Origin of the sequence: Streptomyces sp. NPDC021225 (assembly GCF_044332865.1) — a bacterium.
GTDB lineage: Bacteria > Actinomycetota > Actinomycetes > Streptomycetales > Streptomycetaceae > Streptomyces.
Genome location: NZ_JBIRPV010000003.1, coordinates 679,423 through 703,934 on the forward strand (window position 1 = coordinate 679,423; position 24,512 = coordinate 703,934).

22 protein-coding genes and 5 pseudogenes are annotated in these 24,512 nt (G+C 68.7%); 13 read left to right on the forward strand and 14 right to left on the reverse strand.

Annotation, left to right across the window (positions count from 1 at the left end; translation table 11 throughout):
• Nucleotides 1-147 precede the first annotated feature (147 nt).
• Nucleotides 148-630: pseudogene (locus ACH4S9_RS16690) on the forward strand (DJ-1/PfpI family protein); the annotation flags it as partial.
• A gap of 57 nt (nucleotides 631-687) precedes the next feature.
• Here the strand turns inward: ACH4S9_RS16690 and ACH4S9_RS16695 are convergent.
• Both ACH4S9_RS16695 and ACH4S9_RS16700 read right to left on the reverse strand, forming a co-directional pair.
• Nucleotides 688-981, reverse strand: a pseudogene (locus ACH4S9_RS16695) (transposase); the annotation flags it as partial.
• A 123-nt stretch (nucleotides 982-1,104) separates the two neighbouring features.
• The gene (locus ACH4S9_RS16700; protein WP_398372997.1) at nucleotides 1,105-3,849 is read right to left on the reverse strand and encodes a hypothetical protein; all 2,745 of its coding nucleotides are present in this window, start codon (nucleotides 3,847-3,849) and stop codon (nucleotides 1,105-1,107) included.
• Between the two features lie 761 nt (nucleotides 3,850-4,610).
• On the opposite strand from ACH4S9_RS16700, the gene ACH4S9_RS16705 reads away from it, so the two are divergent.
• Nucleotides 4,611-5,693: a protein kinase family protein gene (locus ACH4S9_RS16705; RefSeq protein ID WP_398372483.1), complete on the forward strand. Its 1,083-nt coding sequence runs from the start codon at nucleotides 4,611-4,613 to the stop codon at nucleotides 5,691-5,693.
• Between the two features lie 83 nt (nucleotides 5,694-5,776).
• Here ACH4S9_RS16705 and ACH4S9_RS16710 read toward each other — a convergent pair.
• From ACH4S9_RS16710 to ACH4S9_RS16720, 3 genes and pseudogenes are all read right to left on the reverse strand, one after another.
• A pseudogene (locus ACH4S9_RS16710) lies at nucleotides 5,777-6,012 on the reverse strand (integrase); the annotation flags it as partial.
• Nucleotides 6,013-6,096: 84 nt separating this feature from the next.
• Nucleotides 6,097-6,774 (reverse strand): hypothetical protein, encoded by a 678-nt coding sequence (locus ACH4S9_RS16715; protein WP_311721436.1) that lies wholly within the window; start codon nucleotides 6,772-6,774, stop codon nucleotides 6,097-6,099.
• Between the two features lie 126 nt (nucleotides 6,775-6,900).
• Nucleotides 6,901-7,728: a hypothetical protein gene (locus ACH4S9_RS16720; RefSeq protein ID WP_398372485.1), complete on the reverse strand. Its 828-nt coding sequence runs from the start codon at nucleotides 7,726-7,728 to the stop codon at nucleotides 6,901-6,903.
• On the opposite strand from ACH4S9_RS16720, the gene ACH4S9_RS16725 reads away from it, so the two are divergent.
• Both ACH4S9_RS16725 and ACH4S9_RS16730 read left to right on the forward strand, forming a co-directional pair.
• Entirely contained in the window at nucleotides 7,718-7,948 is a 231-nt protein-coding gene (locus ACH4S9_RS16725; protein WP_385339690.1) for a hypothetical protein, read from the forward strand. The genes ACH4S9_RS16720 and ACH4S9_RS16725 overlap by 11 nt on opposite strands.
• Nucleotides 7,949-8,037: 89 nt before the next feature.
• Complete coding sequence (locus ACH4S9_RS16730; RefSeq protein WP_311721440.1) at nucleotides 8,038-8,706, forward strand: Type 1 glutamine amidotransferase-like domain-containing protein; 669 nt, start codon at nucleotides 8,038-8,040, stop codon at nucleotides 8,704-8,706.
• Nucleotides 8,707-8,765: 59 nt separating this feature from the next.
• Here ACH4S9_RS16730 and ACH4S9_RS16735 read toward each other — a convergent pair whose 3' ends face one another.
• On the reverse strand, nucleotides 8,766-8,975 hold the full coding sequence (locus ACH4S9_RS16735) for a hypothetical protein (RefSeq protein ID WP_398372488.1): 210 nt from the start codon (nucleotides 8,973-8,975) through the stop codon (nucleotides 8,766-8,768).
• Between the two features lie 162 nt (nucleotides 8,976-9,137).
• On the opposite strand from ACH4S9_RS16735, the gene ACH4S9_RS16740 reads away from it, so the two are divergent.
• The gene (locus ACH4S9_RS16740; RefSeq protein WP_398372490.1) at nucleotides 9,138-9,263 is read left to right on the forward strand and encodes a hypothetical protein; all 126 of its coding nucleotides are present in this window, start codon (nucleotides 9,138-9,140) and stop codon (nucleotides 9,261-9,263) included.
• 65 nt (nucleotides 9,264-9,328) lie between these two features.
• Here the strand turns inward: ACH4S9_RS16740 and ACH4S9_RS16745 are convergent, their stop codons facing one another.
• Together ACH4S9_RS16745 and ACH4S9_RS16750 are read right to left on the reverse strand one after the other, a co-directional pair.
• A complete protein-coding gene (locus tag ACH4S9_RS16745; RefSeq protein WP_398372492.1) occupies nucleotides 9,329-10,006 on the reverse strand; it encodes a DUF4232 domain-containing protein in 678 nt (225 codons plus the stop codon).
• Nucleotides 10,007-10,098: 92 nt separating this feature from the next.
• The gene (locus ACH4S9_RS16750; RefSeq protein ID WP_385342839.1) at nucleotides 10,099-10,248 is read right to left on the reverse strand and encodes a hypothetical protein; all 150 of its coding nucleotides are present in this window, start codon (nucleotides 10,246-10,248) and stop codon (nucleotides 10,099-10,101) included.
• A gap of 604 nt (nucleotides 10,249-10,852) precedes the next feature.
• Here ACH4S9_RS16750 and ACH4S9_RS16755 point away from each other — a divergent pair.
• A complete protein-coding gene (locus tag ACH4S9_RS16755; protein WP_311721446.1) occupies nucleotides 10,853-11,080 on the forward strand; it encodes a hypothetical protein in 228 nt (75 codons plus the stop codon).
• Between the two features lie 137 nt (nucleotides 11,081-11,217).
• Here ACH4S9_RS16755 and ACH4S9_RS16760 read toward each other — a convergent pair whose 3' ends face one another.
• The 4 genes from ACH4S9_RS16760 to ACH4S9_RS16775 form a co-directional block, all read right to left on the reverse strand.
• Nucleotides 11,218-11,871 carry a hypothetical protein gene (locus tag ACH4S9_RS16760; protein WP_398372495.1) on the reverse strand — a complete coding sequence of 218 codons (654 nt, stop codon included), beginning with the start codon at nucleotides 11,869-11,871 and terminating at the stop codon, nucleotides 11,218-11,220.
• Between the two features lie 408 nt (nucleotides 11,872-12,279).
• Nucleotides 12,280-13,089, reverse strand: coding sequence for a DUF6923 family protein (locus ACH4S9_RS16765; protein ID WP_398372496.1), 810 nt, complete (start codon nucleotides 13,087-13,089; stop codon nucleotides 12,280-12,282).
• Between the two features lie 121 nt (nucleotides 13,090-13,210).
• Complete coding sequence (locus tag ACH4S9_RS16770; protein ID WP_398372498.1) at nucleotides 13,211-15,292, reverse strand: hypothetical protein; 2,082 nt, start codon at nucleotides 15,290-15,292, stop codon at nucleotides 13,211-13,213.
• 47 nt (nucleotides 15,293-15,339) lie between these two features.
• On the reverse strand, nucleotides 15,340-16,257 hold the full coding sequence (locus tag ACH4S9_RS16775; RefSeq protein ID WP_398372500.1) for an SGNH/GDSL hydrolase family protein: 918 nt from the start codon (nucleotides 16,255-16,257) through the stop codon (nucleotides 15,340-15,342).
• Between the two features lie 119 nt (nucleotides 16,258-16,376).
• On the opposite strand from ACH4S9_RS16775, the gene ACH4S9_RS16780 reads away from it, so the two are divergent.
• From ACH4S9_RS16780 to ACH4S9_RS16805, 6 genes and pseudogenes are all read left to right on the forward strand, one after another.
• A complete protein-coding gene (locus tag ACH4S9_RS16780; RefSeq protein ID WP_398372502.1) occupies nucleotides 16,377-17,627 on the forward strand; it encodes a PucR family transcriptional regulator in 1,251 nt (416 codons plus the stop codon).
• Nucleotides 17,628-17,838: 211 nt separating this feature from the next.
• On the forward strand, nucleotides 17,839-18,081 hold the full coding sequence (locus tag ACH4S9_RS16785) for a hypothetical protein (RefSeq protein ID WP_398372504.1): 243 nt from the start codon (nucleotides 17,839-17,841) through the stop codon (nucleotides 18,079-18,081).
• Nucleotides 18,082-18,525: 444 nt separating this feature from the next.
• Nucleotides 18,526-19,266, forward strand: a complete 741-nt coding sequence (locus ACH4S9_RS16790) for a class I SAM-dependent methyltransferase (RefSeq protein ID WP_358843548.1) — start codon at nucleotides 18,526-18,528, stop codon at nucleotides 19,264-19,266.
• Between the two features lie 135 nt (nucleotides 19,267-19,401).
• Nucleotides 19,402-19,503, forward strand: a pseudogene (locus tag ACH4S9_RS16795) (DUF5713 family protein); the annotation flags it as partial.
• Nucleotides 19,504-19,719: 216 nt separating this feature from the next.
• A pseudogene (locus ACH4S9_RS16800) lies at nucleotides 19,720-20,085 on the forward strand (zinc-binding dehydrogenase); the annotation flags it as partial.
• 221 nt (nucleotides 20,086-20,306) lie between these two features.
• A complete protein-coding gene (locus ACH4S9_RS16805) occupies nucleotides 20,307-20,663 on the forward strand; it encodes a DoxX family protein (protein ID WP_358843546.1) in 357 nt (118 codons plus the stop codon).
• A gap of 305 nt (nucleotides 20,664-20,968) precedes the next feature.
• On the opposite strand, the gene ACH4S9_RS16810 is transcribed toward ACH4S9_RS16805, so the two are convergent.
• A complete protein-coding gene (locus ACH4S9_RS16810; RefSeq protein WP_361182064.1) occupies nucleotides 20,969-22,618 on the reverse strand; it encodes an allantoin permease in 1,650 nt (549 codons plus the stop codon).
• Nucleotides 22,619-22,960: 342 nt separating this feature from the next.
• Nucleotides 22,961-23,401: a MarR family winged helix-turn-helix transcriptional regulator gene (locus tag ACH4S9_RS16815; RefSeq protein WP_398372507.1), complete on the reverse strand. Its 441-nt coding sequence runs from the start codon at nucleotides 23,399-23,401 to the stop codon at nucleotides 22,961-22,963.
• 61 nt (nucleotides 23,402-23,462) lie between these two features.
• Here ACH4S9_RS16815 and ACH4S9_RS16820 point away from each other — a divergent pair, with 61 nt between their 5' ends.
• Nucleotides 23,463-24,269, forward strand: coding sequence for an alpha/beta fold hydrolase (locus ACH4S9_RS16820; protein ID WP_398372509.1), 807 nt, complete (start codon nucleotides 23,463-23,465; stop codon nucleotides 24,267-24,269).
• Nucleotides 24,270-24,512 lie beyond the last annotated feature (243 nt).

Sequence of the window (24,512 nt, forward strand, 5' to 3'; positions counted from 1 at the left end):
CACTCGATCGAAGGTTTCAGTTTGACTGTAACTTGCGGATGAGGCAGTCTTCGCTCCTGTCGGTGAACGGCGCGGTGGAGTACCCCCCTCCCGCGTTTCAGTACGACAGGAACGCTGCAAGCCTTCTAATCTAGGAGGTTCCGAAAAATGACGGATCAAACCACGAACTGGCCCGATCACCTGACAGGCGATGCGCAGCCACTGGAAGTGGGCATCCTTCTCTACGAGGGACACACCGCACTCGACCTTGTTGGTCCATACACCACGTTTGCACTGGCGGGCATGAAGGTCCACCTCGTGGCCGAGACCCTCGACCCTGTCGTCTCGGACGACGGCGGCATGACCATCGCTCCCACCACCACCTTCGATGACTGCCCCGAGCGGCTCGACATTCTGTTCGTCCCTGGTGGCGGGATGGTGTACAAGCCGATGCTCGACCCGGCCACCATCGCCTGGCTGGCAGACCGCGGTGCGACGGCTTCCTACATCACCGCGGTCTGCAACGGTCCGCTCGTTCTTGCGGCGGCCGGACTGCTCGACGGTTACCGCGTAGCTACGCACTGGGCGTCCCGGGACCAGCTGGCACGGCTGGGCGTCGAGGTGTCGACGGAACGTGTGTGCATCGACCGGAACAGGTTCTCCGGGGGCGGCGTGACCGCGGGAATCGATTTCGGGCTCACCGTCGTCGCGCACACCCTCGGCGATGGCCAGGGCGTCCTTGGCATCCGTTTTGGCCTCGCCGCGGCAGGCGCCGGACATGCGGTTGACCGTGCGACCGGGCACGTAGACCGCGTTCTGACCGTGCGCGACGAGCAGGGCCAGCAGCAGGGTCGAGGAACGGCCGGCGATGTCCATCGCCCACCGCACCTCGTCGGCGCGCGCCCGAGCAGCCTCGATCAGCGTCAGCATCTGCGCCTCGTCGTTGATCACCTTCGTCGAGAACCACGTCTTGCCTGAAGGGTGCGGTGGAAGTGGCGCCAGATGGCGGTCGAACCCGGTCGGCCACCGCTGTCCGAAGAGATTGCGGCGCTCATCCAGCGCCTGGCGCGAGAGAACCCGACCTGGGGATACGTAAGGATCCAGGGCGAGCCTCGTACATCGTGCTTACGGCTTGTCGAGCACCGTCCCCGTCAGCACCGGCCTGTCGGGCAGCGGCTCGGCGTTGCGGTCGGTCAGCGCGAGGCGCATCGACTCGGTCGGCTCGACCACCTGGTCCCGCACGGTCGGCACGACGAAGTCCACGCTGGTGCTCCCGGGCGGGATGTTCAGCCACATCCACAGGTTCGCGTCGGACAGCGGCCGCTCCGGGTCGGGCACGTCACCGGACCACTCCTGGAGCCACTGCGGATCCACGTCCTTGGTGGACAGCTCGGCGCCCTCGGTGACCGGAAGCACCCGCACCGGCTGCCAGATCTCCACTGCCGTGGGCGCGTCCACGGACATCCGCCAGGTCAGCGCCTCTCCCTCGGTCACCCGGTCCACGACCGGCGACAGGGTGATCACCGGCTCGGGGTCGTCATTCTCGACGGTGAGCCCGCCCCGGTGCTTGCCGACAACGGCGTTGTGCACGGCCTTGACCGCGATGTCGTGCTCTACGTCGTCGCCGTAGACCGTGTCGCCCTTCACCTCGACCGGCACGTCGATCCCGTCGCTGCCGGGCCGTACGGTCACGAGGCGGTTCTCGGCCGGACCGCCTTCCGGGTCGAGGACGTACACGCGGACCTGCCCGCTGCCGTGCCCGGAGATCTCGACCGGAATCCGGTAGGTACGGGTGCCCGAGTCGCCCTCCTTGACGACCGCGCGGCCCACGTCGACACGCGGCAGTGCGGCCGCCTTCACCGCCAAAGTGCCGGGTGCCCAGCCCCAGGCGTCCATCAGCCAGGCCCGACCGGACTGCGAACGGGGCGTCAGCCCAAGAGACTTGACATGCCTGAGATCGAGCCCGGCCCGGGTCGCGGCCGACAGCGGGACACGCAGCTCCTGGGCCCAGTACGAGGCGGTGTTCACAGAGCCCGGAAGCCCGTCCACCTGGACCGAGCCCAGCGTCACCCGACGGTTGGATGAGTCGGTGACGGACACGTCGAACTTCGTGCCGGTCGTGTTCGGCGGTACGAAGACCCGGAGCGCGAGCTTCTGGGAGCCGCGGAGGGAGAGCGGCTTGGCCGGAGTGAAACGCGCGGCCGTGCCCGGCGCGGACCATTTCAGGTCCACCGCGCTGCGGCCGGTCTCCTGTTCCGTCTCCCACGACGCGAAGTGCGGTGACGATCCGAGGGTCTCCGGGTCCAGACAGGCCACGGCCGGGTCGGGGTCGATCGCCGAACACAGCCGGGCGCCGGTCACCTTCGCCCCGCCGTCCGGCAGAAAACCACCGCTGCGGCGGCCGCCGACCGCGTGGGTCAGCACCCGGGCCGGGTCCGCGGATGGGGCCCGCTTGCCGGAACCGTCGAGCAGCGGACGCACCCGATCGTCCCCGGCGAGGAAGAGCCGGGCCGCGGCGGCGATGTACGTGGCGCCCGCCTTGTGCTGCTGGGCGGCGGTCAGCCGGGTCGGGGCACCCGGCGTGCACACCGGGTCCGGCTGCTCCGGGTCGGTCCCGAAGTCGTCCATGGCCGGTGCGACGGCCTCGCCCGGGGTCCACTCGCTGTTGAAGTAGTTGTGGTTGGCGCCGACCATGTAGACCGCGCTGTGCAGTGCCGTGCCTCGGCTGATCCCGCGCGTCCCATCGACGAAGTCCTCGCCCTGAAGGTTCGACACGTCGCCGTCGCAGCCCGGCAGCAGCGTCACGGACGGCACGTCGGCGACCGGATTCTGGCCGAAGATCGTCGGTCCGATGAGCACAGTCCCGCGCACCTTCCAGCGCACCGGGCCCCGGTAGCCGTCCTCGGCGGCCGGCGGCGGATAGAGGCTGTCCATGGCGGCCCGGTTGACGCCCTCGCCACCGCGCGAGTGGCCGACGAGCAGGACCTGGGAGAGGTCCGCCTTCGCCGCCTCGCGTACGACGGCCGGGGCGGAGGAGCGATGAGCGGTCCAGTCGGCCCAGCGGGCGAGGTGCTGCCGTACCAGCGAGGAACGCGCTTGCGCGCCGGCGTCCTCGGGCTCCCAGTCCTGAGCGTTGATGCCGTTCGCCGAGATCGACACCGTCACATATCCCTGGGTGGCCAACAGTTGCTGGTCTCGCAGATAGCCCAGGTAGCTCGGGATCGGCTTGTAGCCGTCCGCGCAGGGCCAGTCGCCGGTCACGTCGTCCTCGGAGCCCGGCTTGTAGCAGGTGTCGTGGCGGCCGTGCAGGAACAGGGCGAGCGGCCGGCTGCCGGTAGCACCCTTCGGCGCCACCACCTTGGCGGTCATCTCCACCGGGGTGTCGAACCCGGGCAGGCGCACCGGGTCGAGGTCGTACTCCCCGGTGACCGTGCGGTACGAGCCGGGTTTGCCCGGATCAACGCCGTTCGCCGGCGCCTGCGCGGGCATCCGGGCCCCGCGCGAGCCGGACTTGTGCGTGTCGTCGGCCGCCGCGTCCAGCCGACGCCCCGCGGCCGTTACTTGAAGGCCCGCCAGCTTCTTGGGCAGCGCCTCGTCGAGGGCGAGCCGGAAGGTCCGCCCGTCCCTCGCCGGCTTCGGCACCCCGAGCAGCCGGTCCCCGGTACGGAACTCGACCCGCGCATCCCCCATGGGCACGGCCTTCGGCGCACGCCAGACCAGCTCACGCGCCCCGCCCTCCCCGTCGATCCGCCACCCCGGCGGAAGTGGGTTGTCGTCCGTCGCGCTCAACGGCCCCGGTTGGTGTGGCTGTTCAGCCTGTGCCAGTCCGGGCGAGGCCGCTAGGGCCGCCAGCACCGCCACGGCGGTCACACATATTCGCCGGGCACGGATCAATGGTCCTCTCCTCAAAACCCCGTGCGCAGACGTCCCGTCGGTCCCGGGCGCCTCTCGCGTCACCTAGGACGAGGGCGAGGTGTCTGTGGGTTGTCTGTGAGGAGACGCCGAAAGCGGGCGGGCGACGCGATCAAGCCAGCGCAGCTGCGGGGACTAGCCGATCACCGAACGGGGGAAGCCCCGCACCGCGGCGCGCCTCCCGGCAGACCTGGCGTTCCTTCCTCCGAGCCCAGGCCGACACGCTTCTGGCCTGCGATTTCATGCACGTGGAGGCTGTTTTCCTCAAAGCCTCTATGCGAGTCTGCCGGCCAACAGCCGGGGCATCGCCTGGGTTCCCGATCACGAGCAGGACCGGCAAGGCGGCCGCATAGGGACCTTCCACAAGAAGCAGCGCGTGCTGGACGGGGACGCCTTCTGGGGCGAAGTCCGACCCAAGCCCCCACAGCCATAGGGTCCGCCGTGTGCAGCACCAACTGCGGAAGACGGCGTCAATGTACCGCGTCGTCCGCAGCGTATCCGGGGCAAACGGGTGAAAGGGTGCCGTTTGCGCAGGTAGAACGCTTGCGGTCGCGTCCGTGAGAGATCGGTGCCGGGGGCGTGGCATCGTCTGAGGCGGCGTCCGGGGGCCAGCGTCCCGGGCGACTTCGCGTACCTGCTCCTTCGGTAGCCTGGCGGATAGGCTCGACAACGTGTCGCAAGATCACCAAAGCCCTGGTTCCGGGCACCGAGAGTCGTCTATGCAACACCCGGACCCGCGGTATGCCGCGCGGCTTGCCACTTATGGCACCGTGGCCACGCACCTGTCCCTGCTGAGTGACGGTCGGCTCGGCGAGGTGGTGGGCGCAGCCGACCCGCTCGGGTCCGGCATCGGCGGCAGGTCGGCGGAGCTGGACATCGACGGCACGCGGGTGTTCGTCAAGCGGATCCCCCTGACGGAGATCGAGTTGCGGCCGGAGAACGCGCGGTCGACGGCGAACCTCTTCGGACTGCCGATGTTCTACCAGTACGGGGTGGGCTCAGCGGGGTTCGGGGCCTGGCGGGAGCTGGCCGTGCACGCCATGACCACCAACTGGGTCCTCGGGAACGAGTACGAGGGCTTTCCGCTGATGTACCACTGGCGCATCCTGCCCGACTCACCTCCCGAAGGGGTCGCCGCCGAGTTCGGGGGCATCGACGGGGCGGTCGTGCACTGGGAGGGATCACCGGCCGTGCGTGGGCGGCTGGAGGCTATCGGCCGGTCCTCGTCCAGCCTGGTTCTCTTCTTGGAACACCTCCCGCAGACACTTGCCGACTGGCTGCACGACTACCGGACCGCCGCGCCGGAGGGTGGGGAGAGCTCGCCGTACCCGTGGGTGGAGCAAGCCCTGGCGCGCGGCACCGCCTTCATGAGCTCGCACGGACTCGTCCACTTCGACGCCCATTTCACCAATGTCCTGACCGACGGTCGACTGCTGTACTTCGCGGACTTCGGACTCGCCCTGAGCTCCGGCTTCGAACTGTCGGCATCCGAGGCGGAGTTCTTCTCCGACCACCTCGTGTATGACCGCTGCCACACCGTGAGTCATCTGCTTCGCCACCACCTGCCCGATGGCCTGCGCGGCGATATGGAACACGAGGTGTTCCTACGCGAGTGGATCGCCGGCCACCAGCCCGGTGACGTCCCGCGCGAGATCGCCGCGATCATCGACCAGCATTCCCGAGCTGCCGTTGTCATGGGCGAGTTCGCCCGCCGTCTGCTCATCGAGAGCAAGCGGACGCCATTTCCGACCGCCGAGATCGAGCGGGCCTATCGCACCACTGCGGTCGCGGCGCCCCACTGAGGCCAGATTTCCCCAGAGGATCGCCGTCAGGACGTCTCGGGACGGGTGGTGTGCCGGGGCCTGCGTGGCGGGCCGCGGCGGATCCCATCGCTGTCCCTGATCATGATCCGGGCCCGGCAGCCTGCGCCTTCGAGGTCCATGGCCAGGTTCTTCGTCGTTTGGGTTACCCAGGAGGTGGACGGGTGTGCGGTGGCGCCCAGGATCCGGATGCGGCGGTTGCTGTGTTCGATCGCCGCAACTACGTACATCCGGGCGCCGGATCGACGCCGGATTCCTTGAGGATCTTCCAGATGGTCGACGCGGCCACCTTCACTCCCAACCCGCCGGCGATCCCTTGGAGCCAGCCGTCCAGCGGCGGACACGCCCAGGTCCTCCCACACAGCCCATGGCTCCCTGACCTCGGTCAGGAGTCCTGTACGAGCAACCGCCCCTGCTTGGCGTCCGGCGAGACGAACGCGAACGCTGTAGGCGCTGCGCCGAGATTGAGGTAGAACGGCTGGAAGTTCGGGCTCAGCTGCAACGCCAGCTTCCAGGGCCCGCCGTCAGGCCAATCATCGCCTTGAAAGAACGCTGGCGTTCCGCCGATCTTGGCACCGCTGATCTGCTCCCAGTATTGATCGTGATCATTGGGCGGCGGCCTCCCGTGGTCGTGCTGAGGACGGAAGTCGGGGTCCTTGTCCGGCTGGAGCCGGACGGTGTACTCGGCGTCGGACCCATCCTCGATGTGGTATAGGCTGGGCCCGGTGGCCAGCGGGAGCGTTGAACCGCCGTAGACACCACCCGGCTGCACGATGACCGCGTTCGCGCCCTCGTCTGGAAAGGCGATGTCGGGGTCGAAGAACGTCTCGTCGCCGTGGGCCGCGTGAGTCACGAAGACGTACGCCAGCTTGCCTCGCCCCACGTCGCCGAGCACAGCCCCGAGCTCGATTTGGCAGATGAAGCGCATCGGCTCATCCCATGCGTCATTGACCGGCCACTGCGGCTCGGAAAGCCACACCGGCTGGCCCCCGAACTTGGTGACCGGGGCCGTGATCGGCACGCCGGCGGGAACGAACGCACCGATCCTCAACGTCGGAACCATGAGCACTCTCCTCGTCGTGACGGCCCAGAGACGAGGGTGCCTCGTCAGCCCAGACTGCTGACCTGTCGGCACCCGCACTGCACGCGGCAACAACCGGCAGCCTGGCCCAGGGCTCGTTGATCGTCTTCAGCTGATGGTCGGGGCCCTGCCCCGCCGGCCGGACTGGGTGAAGATGTCGTTCGCCACCATCTGGGCCAGGTCCCTGTCCTTCTCCGGCACGTTCACCTTCACCCACATCCGCCAGGTCAGCTGCCTGCCCTTGCTGTGCCAGATGAAACTCCGGCGCAGATACATGGTGTAGCACTGTTCCTGGTCGACCGTCTTGGCCTCCTGCGCGTAGGCGGCCGTACCAACGCGCTCAGGGGACGACGGGACGCTCGTCCACCGCGGATCGCCGTACTTCAGGAGGGCGCGCTCGTAGGCGTCGGCGTCCCGTTCGTGGCAGGAGGCCCCGCAGTCGAGGTTTGACGCGATCCGGATCTTGATGTCGGGCACCTGTGCTGCCGCCGTCGCCGTGGCGCTGCGCTCACACTCGTACGTGAGGAGATCGTCCTTGCCGCCGGTTTGGCAGAACAGCGGCTTGGGCGCGCGGAAGGCGAACGGCAGGCGCGAACTTGCCCACACGTACGACCGCTCCTTCTCCTTCCAGGTCGCCCCGTAGACGGACTGGCTTGGGATGTGGGTGTACTTGGCCAGTCGGGTGCCCTGCTTCGGGACCTCGGCGCGCGGAACTTCGGCCAGTCGGCGCCTGCTCGCCGTCAGCGTCCCCGTCCCGTGCCCGCCACCGGAGTCGTCCAGGCCCGCGCGCCGCAGGAAGTCACGCATCAGGATCTCCGCGATCACTCTGGTGCGCTCGCGGCCGGCGAACTCCTCGGCGTAGGTGACGACGGACAGCGCGTTGCCGACCCGTACCCGCACCATCGTCTGCCAGGGCTTGGTCTCCATGGCCGACATCCCGAACCCGTCCTTCGTGACGAGTTCGGTGGCCTCGATTACACGAGGTCGCCAGTTTCACACCCCACTCGGCGCCGAAGCGGCGGTGCGGGACGCGGTGCCGCTGTACCTGCTCATCGACACCGGCATGCGCATCGGCGGCGTGGTCGGCGCCGACCACGCCGACCTGGGATTCCAGGACGTGTATTACTCGGCTGTTGGGTGGTTGTGGTCACCGTGAGTGCCTGTTCCTGATGCGGTCATGCCATGAAGGTATTGGTGGATCCTGGGTTCGTTGCGCTCGCCCGTCAGCCGTGCTTGGCTCGCCCGATGAACTTTCTGTTGACGGCGAGTGGCCTGCGCAACGAGACACTGCGGGATGCGCTGCGGGACATGCTGGGAAAGCCGTTCGGATCCGCGAACGTCGTGTACGTGCCCACGGCATCAGTCGCCGAGCCCGGGGACCACGGGTGGTTCGTCGCGGACATGAACCGGCTGTACGGCCTCGGCTGGCGGGAGTTCGACGTCCTGGAACTGAACGGCCTGCCCCGGCAGATGGTGCTCGACCGGCTGGCCCACGCCGACGTCATCTATGTTGAGGGCGGCAGCCACTACCACCTCGCGCGCAGCATCACCGGCAACGGCCTGGCCGACGGCTTCCTGGAGACGCTGGAGAACCGGGTCTATGTGGGGGTCAGCGCCGGCTCAATGATCTTCAGCCGTAATCTCACCGGACACTCCGCCGACGTCATCGGGGACACCGCGGACCTCCACGTGCTCGGCGCGACGACCGTGGAGCCGCCGTTCGGCCTCTTCGACTGGTATCTCAAGCCTCACCTGTACTCGCCGGATTTCCCCGAGAGGGACGACGCCTGGGCTGATCGCATCGCTGCGCGGGCGGACTTCCCGATCTACTTCATCGACGACGAGACGGCCGTTCGCGTCAGGGACGGCAAGGTGGATGTCATTTCTGAAGGCCGGTGGCGGTTCCATCCGTGACTCAACGCGTGGTGGGGAGCCGGCGACCGCTGCCGGAACGCGATGAGGTGGCTTGGGAGTCACCGTGAGTGGTCACCGGGGGCATAGTGGCGCCAGGTTCCTCCGGCCTCTTCGGCGAGGCGGGCTGTGGTGTCGGCGTTGTAGCCCAGCATCCGGGCGACCACCGGGTCCGGGGCCTGGAGGACGAGGTGGCGGATCGCCGCGGCGCGTCCTCGCTGGGTCGGGGAGCCCAGGTGGCGGAGCCGGAGTTCCAGAGTGCCTGCGGTCATGGGTTGTCCGGCCCGGCGGCCGGGGAAGAGCCATCGGGCGTTGGGGTTGGTCGCGGTCATGGTGTTCGGCCGCTGCCCCAGGTAGTCCAGCAGCTTCCCGGCGAACGGGGCTGGGACGGGCGACGGCGGGTCACCGAGTCGGACGAGGACTTCGCCGTCTTCGTGCTGGACGTCGTCGGTGCCGAGCCGCGCAATCCGTGTCAGCGGCTGCGCGTGGAGGAGGACGAGCGCGGCACCCACACGGCCCTGGAGTGGGACGTCGTCGTGGTCGACAAGCTGTGCTGGTGAGGCTCTGGCCGGGGGACATGTTCCCCGGCCAGAGCCTCACCAGCACAGGGCTGACTTCGTGGTGCTCAGTTGGCTATGCCGACGGGGTGGACCTGGATCTTGTCGTCGTACGGGCCGGCCAGCTTCAGTGCGTCCGCGGGCCATTCCAGGGTCACGCTGTGGGTTTCGTTCGGCGGCGTCACGATGATGTTGGTCGGGGACGCGAGGCTGTCGCCACTGAAGTCGACCTCGTAGGAGATGCTGAAGGTGGCGGTGTCACCGGGCTTCAGGTCGGTGATGCGGGGTTGCTCACCGCCGCGGTCGACAGGGGCGGACGTGCCGTCGATGTCCTTGAGGTCTACGCCCGCGAAGCCCGTCGCCGAGCAGGTCTTCGCGCCCTTGTTGGTCATCTGCACGGTGACCTCACCCACCTCCTGGTCGGGCGAGCTGTCCACAGCCTCCATGATCAGGTCGCTCGTGCGGCAGAACTTGCTCTTGCCCCCGCCCTTCGCCGCGCCGTTCCCGGAGCCGGCACGGGACGAGGCGCCGTCGCCGGAGCCCGACTTGGCGTTGTCCGGCTGGGCATCAGTGCCCTGCGCTCCGGCGGAGGAGCCTGCGCTGCCGGCCCCGGCCGCAGGCTTCGAGGCGGTGTCGTCCGAGTTGTTGCAGGCGGTCAGGGAAAGGCCGGCGGCTGCGATGAGTGCCGCGGCGGCGACGCGCAGGGTGCGGCGACGGGCGGTGCGGACAGTGGTGCTGGAGCTCATTTCGGTTCCCCCCCCGGGGGTGGTTTGCGTCGTTGTCTCCTCGGTACGTCACCCACCCTGGTCGAGGCCACTATCGCTAGGCTGCCGCTCCACTAACGCCCGGCTAAAACGGCCCGGCGCTCGTCTCCGACGATGGTGACCAGTAGCCCCGCTCCGGCGAGCGCGACCGTCAGCGGCTGGGTGCGCACCGGGTGGCGGCACTCGTCGCAGACGATCGGTGCGGGCGGCCGGGTCTTCCGCACGGCTTCCCAGCTTTGTCCGCACCCGAGGTCCGGCAGGTGCCGAGGGCATGCGGATCATGCGGGGGTGCTGGCGTAGGTGTTGGCCTGAGTGCGACACACCGCCGCATACGCGCCGCTCCCGGTGCTGTGGTCGAGGAGAGTCTCGTGGGTCCCTTCTTCGACGATCTCGCCGCCGTCGAGGACGACGATGCGTGCGGCGGCGATGCGCTGCCATTGGCCGCCGGAGAGGTCGCGGCCGCCCCACCAGGAGGGGGGCGAGGCTGGTGTCGAGTCCGTCGGGGAGGGTGGCGAGGACGCTGTCGGCTCCGGCTCCGGCTCCGGCTGCGGCTGCGGTGATGGTGGGGTCGTCGCCGGGGCCCTTGGCCGAGGGTGATGTTCTCGCGGGCGGTGACGGGCCAGCGGCGCCAGCGGCGGTAGTCCTGGGGCAGCATGGCGAGGTTTTGCCAGATGTGTTCGGGAGGCTCTGAGCCACCCGGAGTGAGCGGACAAGTTTCAGGCAGTATCACGGCAATGGGCAGGCAATGGGCCGGGGCTACGGTGAGTGCGGCCGCGTCGGTGCTTTCGCGGGGTGGCCGTATCGTTGTTCATTTCATCGGGAGAAGCGTTGAAGAACAAGCGCCGTACATTCGCGGCTGTTGCCGCCACCGCGATCGCGACCTCGGTCCTCGCCCTGGGGGCTGCTGGTGCGGCCTCCGCCAGCCCCGTACAGCCCAGGTGGTTCAGCACCATCGGGGAGTGCCAGACCTACGGCAACCAACTGGCTCAGCAGGGGAGGCTCCTGGGCTTCAACTGCGTGGCCGCGGAGGGTGGGTACTTGTTCTACAAGTGGTAGACCCTCGGCTCCGCCATGAGGGCAATACCCACGTCGGGTTGGCGTAGGACCACAGGTCATCTGTGACCCTATGCGCACGCGTGGGGGTGGCGGACCACCCCCACGCCCGCGGGGCGGGTCCCGGCGTGGCCGCCCGGTCAGCCGTCGAGCGCGGCGGAAGGTGCGTCCCCGTTCTGGGCCTGTCGGGTACGCTTGGCGAGCATTGTGGCCAGGTCCCGGACTCCGTCCTCGTCGATGCCGCCCTTGCCCGCGGAAGCCGCCTCGGTCCACAGCAGCGCCGTGCCGACCCGGGTCTGGGTCACGGCGCCGGGCTCGCCGCGGAAGCCCAAGGAACCGAATCGAGCGTCGCGCTCGTCACCGATCGGGCCGATCCCGAACGTCTTGGCCCTCTGTCCCGCCCTCTTGGCGTAGTGGCCGTCCCAGAGCACGTCGTACGCCTCCCGGGCGGCCTGTTCGCTGTCGTAGGCGATGATCAGAAAGGTGACGGTGGCGGCGCTGTCGTCGTGCCGGAAGGTCGAGGCGCCGAAGAAGCGGGAGTTCTCGCAGCCCGCGTTGTCCTTGATGGGGCAGGCCTGCGAACGGTAGAGCTTGTCCATCTCAACGGCCGTGGGCCGAGCGGACTCCTTCCAACCCGTCATGGCCTCGCCATCCGGCAACGTCTCCCGTACTTGTTCCTTCGTGAGCGCTACCGCCTTGTCGTTCCCGCTGCCGCTCTCCGCGCCACCGCCACAGCCGGCCAGTAGCAGTGCCGCCGCGATCGCCGCGCACCACCGGTAGTTCCTCATGGTCATGCCACCACCCCTCGAGCGGTGATCTTACGCGGACCGTCTTCGCACACAAGGCGCTCGCGTTGTTCCCAGCGGATCCGCAGTCGGCGGAAGCCGTGCAGCCAGGCGATGCCTGACCCACCACCTGCTGCCCTGACCAGATCCGTCCACGTGGGAGCCGCAACAAGACCGCGGCTCTCACGCCGCAGCCTGCCGTAAGCGGTGTCCCACGTATGCCCTGTGCCACGCAGGCACAGCACGGGTGCCGCTATTCCTGCCACCGTGCCCATGCCGGAGGGGCCATGCCCGTCGTGCCGTCGTCCCTGCTTGAGCCGCTCTGGCAGCACCCCAAGCGAGACAAAGAGACTTCGCTCGGCAGCGTCGCCGCCGAAGCGGCGACGCTGAGAGAGTGCAGCGAGCCCGTTGCGCGGGTCAGCTGGGCCCGAAGTGACGGAAATTGACGCTGATCCTGTTGGGTGCGACGTCGAGGACGTGCATGGCCGAGCCATCAGGGCGGGAAAGGAAGACGAGGCCCTCGGTTTCGGTGTCTTCGGAGAGGCCGGAGTCGAGTACGTCGCTGACGGATCCGGAATCGGGGTCGATACGGAGGACCGATTTCGTGGGGCCGTTGGACGAGGCGTAAAGCTGTCCTTGGTAGATCTTGGCTCCCTGGACCTTGGGCACGGGCTGGCTGAGGGGGATCTGCTTGACCAGGTGGCCGTCGGTGAGGCTGTAGGCATTCAGTGCCGTGGCGTTGTACTCGGACGAGTAGAAGTAGCCGCGGGCGGGATCCACGGCGACCCAGGGGACACCGTCGCGCTGGACGGATTGGGGAAGATCGTAGGATATGCCGGTGTATTCGAGCGTGGCGGCGTCGAAAACGGCCACGTGGCCGTGTTGGTAGGCGGAGCCGTCCTCGATCGGTACATAGAGTCGGCTCTGGTAGTAGTCGATATCGCCGATGTGGTTGTCCCCTTGGGCCAGGAATTCGGCGGGAATCGCGAGCGTCTTGCTGGTCAGCGTCGACTCGCCGTCGAGGGTGACCTTGCTCAGGCCGAACTGCCAGGAGAAGTACCAGTACTGGCCGTCGGTGGTGACTCCCTGAGATCTTTGCAGCGCGGTGAGCAGATGGAAGCTCTGGTTGGAGACCTGCCGCCACTCCGCGGCGCTCGCTGTCGTCGTTGTGGTACCGAGAATGAGTGACGTTGTGGCCGCGACCACGGCCAGGGAAATCCTTCTCATGGAAAATTCCGTTCTGGCGTCGAGGGAATGAGCCAAGCGTCAGGTTCGATGGCCTCGCTGATCAGAGGTCCTACCTGCCGGGTGGGGTCGGTAGTGGTGCGCGCCGACACGGTGGTTGCTCCTAGGGGTTTCGAAGAGGAACGGGTGTCGCCGTACAGGGCGCGCCCCCGCACACGTCGATCACTCGCCCCGTCGTGAGGAACGCGCCCTTCTGCGCGCGCGCCGCCGCGGAGTTGCGTGGGTCGGAGTGCGGGTCGTGGCCGTGGCCGGTGGGCGGGGCGTTGGTGGTGGGTGGCGACGGGGCGCCGCTGTCCCAAACCGTCATCGCCGAGCCGCGATAGGGGAGTCGGCGGATCGGCCGGATGCCCCAGTACGGGGTGCGGTCGGGGCTGCGTCCGGCCGCGAGGGCCGGGGTGACGAGCCGGGCGCCGAGGGCGCGGGCCTCCACGTCCGCCGCCACGTTGGCGACCTGGTGGTCGCCGTACGCGATATGCATCAGGACCTGATGGTGTGGCGTGCCCGGGAGATGGTCGTGGGTGAGGTGTGCGGCGTATCCATTGGTCTCGCCGTGGTCCCAGAGGAGCTGCGCGAGCCCCAGGTACAACTGCTGGTCGAGTTTGTCGGGGTAGGACCGGTCGAGCACCGCCCGGAAGGGGGCGAAGTCCACGCTGCGGTTGAGCAGCAGCCCGTAGTTCATGCCGGTGACGCCGAGCACACCCCGCTCGATGTCGGGCGAGACCGCGATGAGGGCGCCGCCGAGGATCCCGCCCTGGCTGTTGCCGTCGTACGCGAGTCCGTGCGTGGTGTCGAGCAGCGGCCGTCCGTCGGCGGTGCGCAGGGCAGGATCGGCGGGGAGCCCATCCGGATGGACGAGGGCCCGACCCAGGAACACGGCGTTGAGCAGGCCTTGTTGGAGCCGTTCGGAGAGTTCCGGGAAGCGGCCGAGGTCGCCGAGCGCGGCGGCTGCGGTCGGTACGTCCTCCCTGGCCATCCCGGCCCAGTCCGTGGCGCAGAAGGTGAAGCCGTGTTCTTCCGCCATTGCCCTGACGTTGCCGCCGCCGACTTCGTCGCGCCCGCCGAAGAGCCCGTGCCCGTACAGGGCAGGCCTCGCCGGCTTCGTCAGGGCGGACCGGGGGATCTCACAGCGAAACGCCGCCTTCTGGGTGTTGCCCGGCAGCTGTCGCGGCGCCCCGTCGGAGCCCCGGTGGAAGCGGGAGCCGGGTGGCCCCCCGGGCGTGTCCAGGTAGCTGGGAACGGTCACCTCGCCGCGTACCTCACGGGTGACGTACGGATCCTGCTGCTCGGTGAAGTCCTTGACCCCGGTGATGGCGTACGGGGGTGCGAAGCCGCCGAGTCCGCGCAGGGCGTCGTCACGGATGGTGAGGAGGTCGCCGGTGAGGCTCTGCCGCGAGGCCACCGTAAAGTCCCAGGCGAGTCCGAGCCTTCCGAGCCCTCCCGACCTTTCGCGGGCCACGCCCGCTCGTGCCAGTGTCCTGAGCGCGGGCCGGAGTTCCCGCTGCCGGGCCGCCAGGGGGTCTGTGGCGGGCAGCCGCGGACCCGCCACTTTCGCGAAGGCCTCCGGTACGGGCAGCGGGGCGCCGTTCGAGTCGCGCAACATCCGCAGCCCGACGGCGTATCGATGTCCTTCGACGAGGTTCTTCGCCGGATGGATGAGGAGGGCCCGCCGGTCCGGGCGCGTGGCGTTCGCGTCCGGTTCGACCCAGTAGGGTGCGCGCTTCCCGGTGTCCATGTCGACGAGGACGATCGGGGCGTCCGGCGCGAGGGAAAGTCCGATGTCGGTGACCGGAGCGATGCCGGTCGCGTCCGGGTCGAGGTCCGGGACCTGGACGGTGAGGGTGGAGCCCGGCGAGAACCCGTCGAGCCGGTTCCAAGGCGCCGGATCGGGCCGCGTGCCCTGGGAGTTCGCGGGCAGCGCGGTCCGGTCGAGGGCGAGCCTGCGGCCGGTCGGGGAGCGTGGGTCGGGCCGGGTGAACCAGTCGTTGGGGAAGGGGAGGAGGCAGGCGGACGTGCCGAGCGGGTCACAACCGCTCTGCCTGCCCCACCCGTTGTCGGCGGGCAGGGCGGGCTGGCTGCTGCCTTGCTGAACAGGCCTGGTGCTGCCGGAATCATCGCCGTACGAGACCGGGGCGCCCGCAAGACTCAGGCCGAGCGCCCCGACCAGCGCCCCGACCAGCGTCCCCACGAGCCCGACCGACCGGAACCTCCCGTCGCGTGGCGCTCGCACCGTGCTCAGCCCTTCTGGAGCTGATCGTCGATGATCCGGGCGTAGTTCTCCTCGCCCTGCCGGTTGGGGTGCAGTGGCGCCGCGAGGTGCATCGGGATGAACCCCTCGATCCAGCGGTCGCCGGGCGCCGCGCAGGCGTCGTGGCCCTTGCTCGGGGTGCGCAGGTCGACGTACTCGGCACCGTGCGTGGCCGCGGCCTGGGCGATGGCGCCGTTCATGCGGTCGACACTGGCCTGCAAGTAGTCGGCGTCGACGCCGAGCACGGGCTGGAGCGGGAAGCATCCGCCGGGCTTGATGTAGTCGCCGTAGCCGACGGCGACGACACGGGCCCTGGGGGAGCGGGCGTGGATGCCGTCGAGCACCGCGGCGATTCTCGGCTTGAACTCCTCGATGCGCTGGGCGATTTGGTCCACACCACCCTGTGTGTACCTGTCCTTGCACGGGGTGGCGCCCGGGTCGAGCGTCATGCAGTTCTGGGCGACGCCGACGAGCCCGGTGTCGTTGCCGCCGAAGGTCAGAGTGACCAGGGTCGTGTCCGGGCTCAGCGCGTCGAACTGGGGCGGCTCGGTTCCAGTGGGCAGGCCGAGTACGCTGCCCGACTGGGGCTCGGTGGTGTGCTTGGTGCTGGCTCCGCTGCACGTCACATCCTTGAAGGAGGCGACGTTGAGGCGAGCGGCCAGCTCGTGCGGGTAGTTGTGCGTGGAGCGCCCGCAGGCCAGCGGGCCGGTGATGTCGGGGACGAGGGGGCCGGAGGCGAAGGAGTCACCGAGCGCCAGGTAGGCCTCTCCCGAGGCGGGGGCCGCCGGCCCGGGCTCGGCCGACGCGGCGCCGGTCCCCGCGCCCACCAGCATCCCGGCCAGCGCGACCGCTCCGAGTGAACGCTTGACGGGTCGGCGAGTCCCCGGTAACCGAGTTGAGTTCACGGATAACTCCTCTCATAGCCGTGCAGTCCTGTGGCCCTGTTCTTGCATCGCGGGACATCATGCAGACTTGGCCAACGTTCGTTAACTGGCGAGTACGGCAGACTTCGCGGAGGCCCTTTGTGACGGGCGACAAAACCGGGACCACACACGACCTCCGTATCGGCGGCCGCTCCCTCGCCCCCTTGCTGCGCGCCCGCGCCCCGCGCCTCTCCCAGCGGGTCCTGGAGCGGCTGCTCAGCGAACTCCCCACCTACACCGAACTCCCGCGCGAGGCGGTCGCGGGCGACGTCGCGGACATTGTGCAACACAGCGTCCGGCTCTTCGCCGACGTCCTGGAGCGGCGGCGGCCCGCCGCCGACGCCGCGCTCGCCCGGCAGCGGGAGTCGGCCGCACAGCGAGCCGAGGAGGGGGTGCCGCTGGACGCGATCATCACCGCGTACCACCTTGGCGTCGCCATGATCGCTGAGGAGCTGACCGCCGACGCCCGGCCCGGCGACGTGGCCGACATCCTTGAGCTACAGCGTCATCTGCTCCGCACACAGCGACAGTTGACGTCGGCCGTCAGCGCCGCCTATCTGGAGACGCGGCAGCTCATCGACAGCCAGGAAGACGGCGGGCGGCACGCCCTGATGGCCGCGCTCCTCGCGGGCGAACCCGTCGGGGACCGCTCAGGACGGCGCGGCGCACTGCGCCCCGCCGACTGGTACGTGACGCTCGCCCTGTTCCTCGTCCCACACCCGGACGAGACGGACCACGGCCGCGCCCCGGGCGCGGCGATCGCCGCGCGCCGCAAGATCCGCAGGGTCCGGGTGGTGCTCGACCGTTATGCCGGACAGCCGGTGATGACCGACCTCGACGCGACGGGCGGCACCGCCCTGGTCCCCGTCCCGGCACCACCGCCCTGGGACGAGCTGCGCGGGCTCGTCGCCGCCTGTGCGAAAGCGGCGGGCGCGCCCATCACCGCGGCGGCCGCCACGGCCGACCCTGCCGACCCGGCCGCCGTCCCCTCGGCGGTTTCCCAGAACACCGACATCGTGGAACTCCTGCTCCGCACCGGGAGACCTCCCGGTCTCTACCGCCTTGCCGACGTCCTCCTCGAATACCAGCTGAGCCGCCCCGGCGAGGCCCGCGACAGACTCGCCCTGCTCCTGGCCCCGCTCGACCACAAGCCGGTGCTCCTGACCACCCTGGAGACCTATCTCCGCGAGGACTTGGATCGCACTGCCACCGCCACGTCACTGCACGTGCACCCGAACACCGTGGCCTACCGGATCCGCCGTATCACCGAACTCACCGGGCTCTCCCCACACCGCCCGACAGACCTGCACCACCTCCACGCGGCGCTCCTGGCGAGACGTTGCGGCCCCTAGCCACTCCGGCCGGACATCTGCGTATCTCCTGGTCACCGGCCCGACGGTGGGGGAGTGGCGGTTCGTGGCGCTGTTGTCGCTGATCCCGCGGTGACGGTGGGCGAACGGGGCAACTCCGGGTCAGGTCTGCGGCTGCTCGACATCCGCGCGGATCGCGCGCATGATCGGAGCGACGCCCGGGGAACACGAGTTCCGGTGGTGGATCCGCTGTTTGCAGGACACGAAGTGGCCGAGGGCTGAAGGGGGCATCACCAGGTACGCCGAGCATGACAACGCCGGACGAGCCCACCGCAGCCTCGACCTACGTGCCCCGGACGACGACCCGAACATCATCCCCCTGCCCGCCGCCACGGTCGGGCGCGAGCGGATACTCGGTGGACTGCTCGACGAGTACCACACCACGGCACCCCGACCGCCGCAGCATTCGCCGGAAACGCCCAGCTCAGCAGCCTGATCGGAGTATTGACGCCTTTCAGGTCCGGAAGCTGCGGTACCGCTGCGCGTCCGCCGATCGCGACTCCGCATTACGCGACCACGCCCTGCGCTGGATGCCGCGGTGGTGGCCCGACCACCCGGAATACACCGCTCTCTTCGTCACCGACCCGCGAGCGGCGGACGCGCCCGGGAGGAGGGGCTCTGGATCCAGAACCGGATGCGGCACGTCGAGCGGCTGCGGACGGCTCCCGGAGTCGTGGCCCCCGCGTGGCCCCCGCCGTCTTCCACGAGCGGCTGTTGACCGGCCTGCGGCGGCTCCTCAAGGCCCGGGCCCGGGTCAAGGCCCGGGCCCGGGTCGGCAGCGCGGGCTGAGCCGCCCTGACCACCGGTGAGGCATACGCCCGCCCCGCCCACCACCAAAAAGGAACGAAGCCGCGCCGCCAACCGGATTACGCTCCCGCGAGTGACCACACGTCCGACGAACGAAGTTTCTATCCAGCAGTGGAACACGATGCCCCGCGAGGTCATGGAGGCGATGGAGCCTGACGGCGACTTCGCCAAACGTCATCTGATCAACCCGGTGCTGCTGCGCATGCTCGGTGACGTGCGGGGCCGGTGCGTCCTGGATGCCGGATGCGGCCAGGGCTACTTCAGCCGCATGCTGGCCACTCGCGGCGCCCACGTCACCGGCGTCGAGCCCACCGACGCGATGTTCGCCTACAGCCAGGAGAAGGAGCTTGCCCTCCAGCAGGGCATCCACTACATCCAAGCCGATCTGACCCGGATACCAGACCTGGGCAGCGGGTACGACGCCGTCGTCTGCAGCATGGTGCTACCCGCCATCCCCGACTGGAAGCCCGCCATGCGAGCCTGCGTGCAGGCCCTGAGACCTGGCGGGCTGTTCCTTTTCTCCGTCAACCACCCCGCCTTCGAGCAACTGCTGGCCACCTGGCGCAAACACGGGGAGTACCGCCTGAGGCGGTACCTGGAGGAATACGAGATCCCCCTCACCCACGCGACCGACTTCCACCGGCCGATCTCGGCCTACCTCAACGAACTGGCCGCGCTCGGATGCCGACTACGCGAGATCGCCGAGCCGGGCCTCGAACCCGACATCGCGCGGGAGACAGCGGACAGCGAACCTGGCATCGAGAGCTACGTCCACCTCCCCAACTTCTTGATCGTCGCAGCCGAGCATCCGTGAAAGCGGAGGTTGAACGACCTTCGCCCTGTCAGTGGTGTCTTGCATGATCGGCGCATCGGTCCTTTCAAGGAGACGGGGGAGCCTCATGTCGATCACAAACGAGCGGGTAGCAGGGCATGCGTTTCTGCGCCAGCTGTCGCGCGGGAGGAGATTGCTGAGGACTTCTGGTTTGTCGCATCGGCCTATGGGTTCACGGACGTGGACGTAGAGGAGATGATCGCCACCCGGGATTGGTGAGCAACGACCGGGAAAGCAGGCACAGGTCAGGGCCATTCGCTGAGGGCTGCGATCAGCACGGTCGCTTCGTAGCGGACGGCGAGCTTGTCATACCTCGTTGCCACGGCCCGGTGCCGCGTGACGCTCGCGGTAGTCGGTCTTGTCGAACTTCGGTGGGCGTCCACCTCGGGAGCCGCGCCTCCGCCGGTTCCGGGCGCGGTCTGCGGGGACCGGGGCGAGGTGATCGACTACACGGCGGTCGACTTCACCGGGGCGGTCCGCGACATCGACGTCGTGCTCGACACGATCGGCGGCGACACCGTCGAGCGGTCGCTCGAAGTACTCCGCCCAGGCGGTCACCTGGTGACGGCGGTCGCCGAGGAGGATTCGGAGCTCGCGGCCAAGTACGAGGCGGCGGGGATGCGCTTCAGCGGTATCGCGGTCGACCCCGATCCGGTCGCCCTGCGAGGTCTCGTCGAACTCGTCGAACAGGGCAGGCTCCGGGTCCACGTGCAGGAGACGTTCCCGTTCGAGCGCGTCGCCGTCGCGCACCGGCTGCTCGACGGCGGTCACCTCCAGGGCAAGCTCGTCCTCACCGTCTGATCCCGTCGTGGGGCCTCGCGCCAGGGGCTGGATGAGCGCAGCTCTCTTCCGCCGGCGGTGGCCGTACGCGACGCGGAAAGGGCGCCGGCCCCACGCACTCCCGGATGCACGCTCGGCTGCCAAGCGATGTCACAAATCGAGTCGCCTGCTCGTCCTCCTGGAGAACGGCATCCCGTCCCGGAGTGCCCGACAGTACTATTCTCTACAGAAGCGGATAATTCGTGTACGCCACCTACGTTACGGTCACCATCCTCGGCGCGGTCTTCAACGGTGCCGCCGCCGTCACCTACTTGATCGGTCACGAATACCCCAAGACCCAGGCGGACATGAAGGGCATACCCCGGAAGTGGGTTCCGGTACTGGGCACCCTGCTGGCGGCGGGCACCGTGGGGCTGCTGGCCGGGTTCGCCGTTCCGCTCCTGGGAACCCTCGCTGCCACCGGCCTCGTGCTGTACTTCATCGGCGCGATCATCGCCCACCTGCGGGTAGGCTCCCGCAACATCGTGGGCGGGATCGTGTTCCTGTCCACCGCGGCAGCCATCCTGGCGCTGGGACTGGTCGACCACGGCCCCTGGTAACCCGCAGGGCCCAGCAGCTCCCTGAGGGTCCTTTGCGCCGTGGGTGCGCCGGTCAACGACCTTGTGCCGTTCGGAAGCTCGTCGTTCCTGGTCAGGCAGGGTATCTGTACCCGTTGATCACACCGCCGGGTATTCGGGTGGGCAGAACCTGGTGAGTGGACGGGGCGGCCATGGACGTGGGGTGTTCCGGGGGAGGGGAGGGAGCTGCCGGCGAGCCCGGTGGGGGCGATGACCCGGGTGCGGTAGCCGGTACTTGCGAGGTCGAGGCTTGAAGAAGTGTGCCGAGCGCCCCTGGTCGCCGGGTGCTATGCGGTGGCCGGCAGCACATGATCGCCGACCTTGTCCGTGCTCAGGCACAGTGAGCAGACGGCCGCGTCGTGGGTGGCGCAGGCGGTCAGGTCGGGGCGTTCGTAGGGCTGGTGGCAGACGTGGCAGTCGAGGGTGAGTGCGCTCGGGTTGCCGTCGGTGTCCAGGAGAGGCTCGGCGATGCCGTCGTCGGTGCGGCGCAGATAGTACCTGCCCTTGGTGACGATCGCCATCAGCGGGGTGAGGATGAAGGCGATCACCGCCGCGGCGACCGGGGAGTACGGCTGGAGGGTGTCGCCGAGGACGTGGAAGTACATGGCGATCGACAGTCCGGAGGCTGCGACGAACGCCACGACGCCGACCGGGTTGACGGCGTGCAGCATGCCGCGGCGGAACTCCGGCTGAAGCGGGGAGAGCTTCAGCAGGTACTTGTTGATCCCGATGTCGGTGGCGACGGTGACGACCCAGGCGATGGCGCAGTTCGAGTAGAAGCCCAGGATGTCGTTGAGGAAGCTGAACATGTCGGCTTCCATCAGGGCCAGCGCGAAGCCCAGGTTGACCAGGACGAATACCATGCGGCCCGGATAGTGCTTGGTGACGCGGGTGAAGGAGTTCGTCCATGCCAGCGAACCGGAGTACGCGTTCGTCACGTTGATCTTGATCTGGCTGATGACCACCAGGGCCACGGCCAGCGGGATGACCATCCAGGAGGGCATCATCGCGTCGAACGCGCCGCGGAACTGCTGGATCGGCTCGGTCGCGGCGGCCGGGCCGACCTTGGCGAGGATGTACACGGCGAGGAAGACGCCGATGGCCTGCTTCAGCGCGCCGAGCACCACCCAGCCGGGGCCCGCCATGATCACGGCGGCCCACCAACTGCGCTTGTTGGCATCGGTCTTGGGCGGCATGAAACGCAGGTAGTCGATCTGCTCGCCGATCTGGGCGATGAGGGAGAGGCACACGCCCGCGCCGAGGAGTACGGAGGCGGTGTTGACGCTGCCGTCGCCTTCAGTACCGGTGTAGGCGAGGAAGCGGTCGACCGTGCCGGGATCGGTGGTGACCAGGTAGACCAGCGGGCCGACCATGAGCAGCAGCCAGATCGGGGTGGTCCACACCTGGAGCTTGCTCAGGGCCTTCATGCCGTAGATCACCAGGGGGATGACCATGAGCGTGGAGACGAGATAGCCCAGCCACAGCGGGAGCCCGAGGCCGAGCTTGAGGCCCTGAGCCATGATCGAGCCTTCGAGGGCGAAGAAGATGAAGGTGAAGCTGGCGAAGATGACACTGGTCAGCACCGAGCCGTAGTAGCCGAAGCCGGAGCCGCGCGTGATCAGGTCCAGGTCGATGTTGTAGCGGGCGCCGTAGTAGGCGAGCGGGAAGCCGGTGATGAAGATGACCACGGCGGCTACCGCGATTGCCACCAGCGCGTTGCCCGTGCCGTGCGCCAGCCCGATGCCGGCGCCGATGGAGAAGTCGGCCATGTAGGCGATGCCGCCGAGTGCGGTGGTGGCGACGACCATCGGGGTCCAGCGGCGGTAACTACGGGGCGCGAAACGGAGGGTGTAGTCCTCCAGCGTCTCCCGGGCCGCCTGGTCGGCGGCGGTCTTCGTCGCGCCTGTCGTTTTCAGCGGTGACTCGGTGGTGCTCATGTCGCGCCTCCCGGTGGTGCTGGGTGCCGGTGCTGCGATGCGGTGGAGAGCCCCGCGTGGCGTCATCGACAGAACGGGGGAGTCTCGACGGGTCGTCATGAGTCGTTCCGGCGGCCCTGTATACGACTCTGATCCCTCGGCCGATCACGCTAGGAAGCAGTTGTTACCGTCGGTTTCCTCTTGTCATGAACGCCATGTTTCCGGGGGCTCACGGCGCTGGCACCGCCGACCGCTGAAGGGGTCTTCCGCTCACGCCGGGGCCCTCGTTGGTAGGCCAAGCCGTCCTTCGACGCATCGCGCACCTCAAACCGCGTGCCTTCCGGACACTGTCCTCGACGTCAACTAACCGTCTGGGCGGCCAGGTTGAGCGGGACGCTCCCCGTTGAGCTGTCGTAGCAGGCCGAGCAGGGTTGCTCGGTCTGCGGACGGGAGGAGCGAGAAACACTCTTCCAGGACCTTGTTGCTGACCAGGTGGCCGGCGGCCAGAGTCTTTTCGCCGGCGGGCGTGAGGCGATGTTCGACGCGGCGTCCGTGGCCCGGTGTGCGCTCCACCAGTCCCTGGGCGGCCAGACGGCCCACGAGCGCTCCGAACGCCTGCTCGCTCTGGAATGTCACGGCGGCCAACTCGCGCGCCGACGCTCCGGGCCGGCGGCTGATGGCGCGCAACGCATCCCACTGCGCCAACGTCGTCCCGACCTCGCCCAGCGCACTGTCCAGCGCTCGGTGCTGCCGGTACTGCGCCTGCTTGACCGCGCGCCCCAAAACCTGCAGATCAGCATCCATGCTGCAAGTCTACCCGCATTGAAACTAGCTTAATTAAAGAAGCTTAGTTAGTGTGTGGGGCATGACAGCGGACATCAACTCCCTTGCCCACAACGCCTCGTGCGACGACCTCGCCCTCACCCTGTCCGAGGCGGGCACCGGCCGCCCGGTGCTCATCCTGCACGGAGGCGGCGGGCCCGCCACGGTCGCCGGCATCGCCGCACATCTCTCGTCCACCGCGCACACTCTCACCCCCGTGCACCCCGGCTGGGAGGGAACGCCTCGCCCCGGCTGGCTGACCGGCGTGGACGATCTGACCATCACCTACCTGCACCTCCTGCACGACCGCGGCCTGCGCGACGTCCTGGTCATCGGCTCCTCGCTCGGCGGCTGGATCGCAGCCGAGATGGCGGTACGTGACACAGCGGGTGTGATCAGCGGCCTCGTCCTGATCGACGCGGTAGGTGTGCACATCGCCGGCGAGCCGATCACGAACTTCTTCGCCCTCGACGCCCGCGGTGTGGCGGAGCATTCCTGGTACGACCCGGACCGTTACTACGTGGACCCCGCCGCCATTCCGGCCGACCAACGCGCCACCCGGCAGGCCAGCATGGCCACCATGCACGTTCTCGCAGGCGAGCCGTACATGCACGATACGAAACTGCTGCGCCGCCTGAGCCGTGTGGATATACCGGCACTCCTGCTGTGGGGGGAGAGCGACCGCGTGGTCACGCCCGCTTACGGCGCTGCCTACGCCGCGGCCTTCGCCGACGCCCACCTCGAAGTCATCCCCCGAGCCGGTCACCTGCCGCATATCGAACAGCCCGAAGTCACGCTCGCCCTGATCGAAGCCCACGCCCGTCGCACGACCACCTCCAACGCCACCTGAATTCCTCTGTGCGGAGTGCCTGGCGGTACTGCGTGATGACGTGTCCCATCTCTCCCGTTGCGGATTCCGTGTGCCGTTACCTGTTCCCCGGCGCGGTTCCGGCAGACGACCCCCGGCAGGCGACCCCCGCGATGCGGCGCCCGTACCGAGGGCCGCGTCGACACTCCTCGACCGGAGTGGGCGGCACCGGCCACTTCACCCGGGCCGCTTGGCCGGCTCGGCGCGACAACACCCTTTCAGGGA

Excerpts from the sequence above, each read along its gene's own strand:
- ACH4S9_RS16720 (WP_398372485.1), bottom strand. The coding sequence starts at position 7,728 with ATGTCGGCCATGGAGACCAAGCCCTGGCAGACGATGGTGCGGGTACGG.
- ACH4S9_RS16765 (WP_398372496.1), bottom strand. The coding sequence starts at position 13,089 with ATGAGAAGGATTTCCCTGGCCGTGGTCGCGGCCACAACGTCACTCATT.
- ACH4S9_RS16760 (WP_398372495.1), bottom strand. The coding sequence starts at position 11,871 with ATGACCATGAGGAACTACCGGTGGTGCGCGGCGATCGCGGCGGCACTG.
- ACH4S9_RS16820 (WP_398372509.1), top strand. The coding sequence starts at position 23,463 with ATGACAGCGGACATCAACTCCCTTGCCCACAACGCCTCGTGCGACGAC.
- ACH4S9_RS16745 (WP_398372492.1), bottom strand. The coding sequence starts at position 10,006 with ATGAGCTCCAGCACCACTGTCCGCACCGCCCGTCGCCGCACCCTGCGC.
- ACH4S9_RS16715 (WP_311721436.1), bottom strand. The coding sequence starts at position 6,774 with ATGGTTCCGACGTTGAGGATCGGTGCGTTCGTTCCCGCCGGCGTGCCG.
- ACH4S9_RS16725 (WP_385339690.1), top strand. The coding sequence starts at position 7,718 with ATGGCCGACATCCCGAACCCGTCCTTCGTGACGAGTTCGGTGGCCTCG.
- ACH4S9_RS16705 (WP_398372483.1), top strand. The coding sequence starts at position 4,611 with ATGCAACACCCGGACCCGCGGTATGCCGCGCGGCTTGCCACTTATGGC.
- ACH4S9_RS16810 (WP_361182064.1), bottom strand. The coding sequence starts at position 22,618 with ATGAGCACCACCGAGTCACCGCTGAAAACGACAGGCGCGACGAAGACC.
- ACH4S9_RS16735 (WP_398372488.1), bottom strand. The coding sequence starts at position 8,975 with ATGACCGCAGGCACTCTGGAACTCCGGCTCCGCCACCTGGGCTCCCCG.
- ACH4S9_RS16730 (WP_311721440.1), top strand. The coding sequence starts at position 8,038 with ATGAACTTTCTGTTGACGGCGAGTGGCCTGCGCAACGAGACACTGCGG.
- ACH4S9_RS16815 (WP_398372507.1), bottom strand. The coding sequence starts at position 23,401 with ATGGATGCTGATCTGCAGGTTTTGGGGCGCGCGGTCAAGCAGGCGCAG.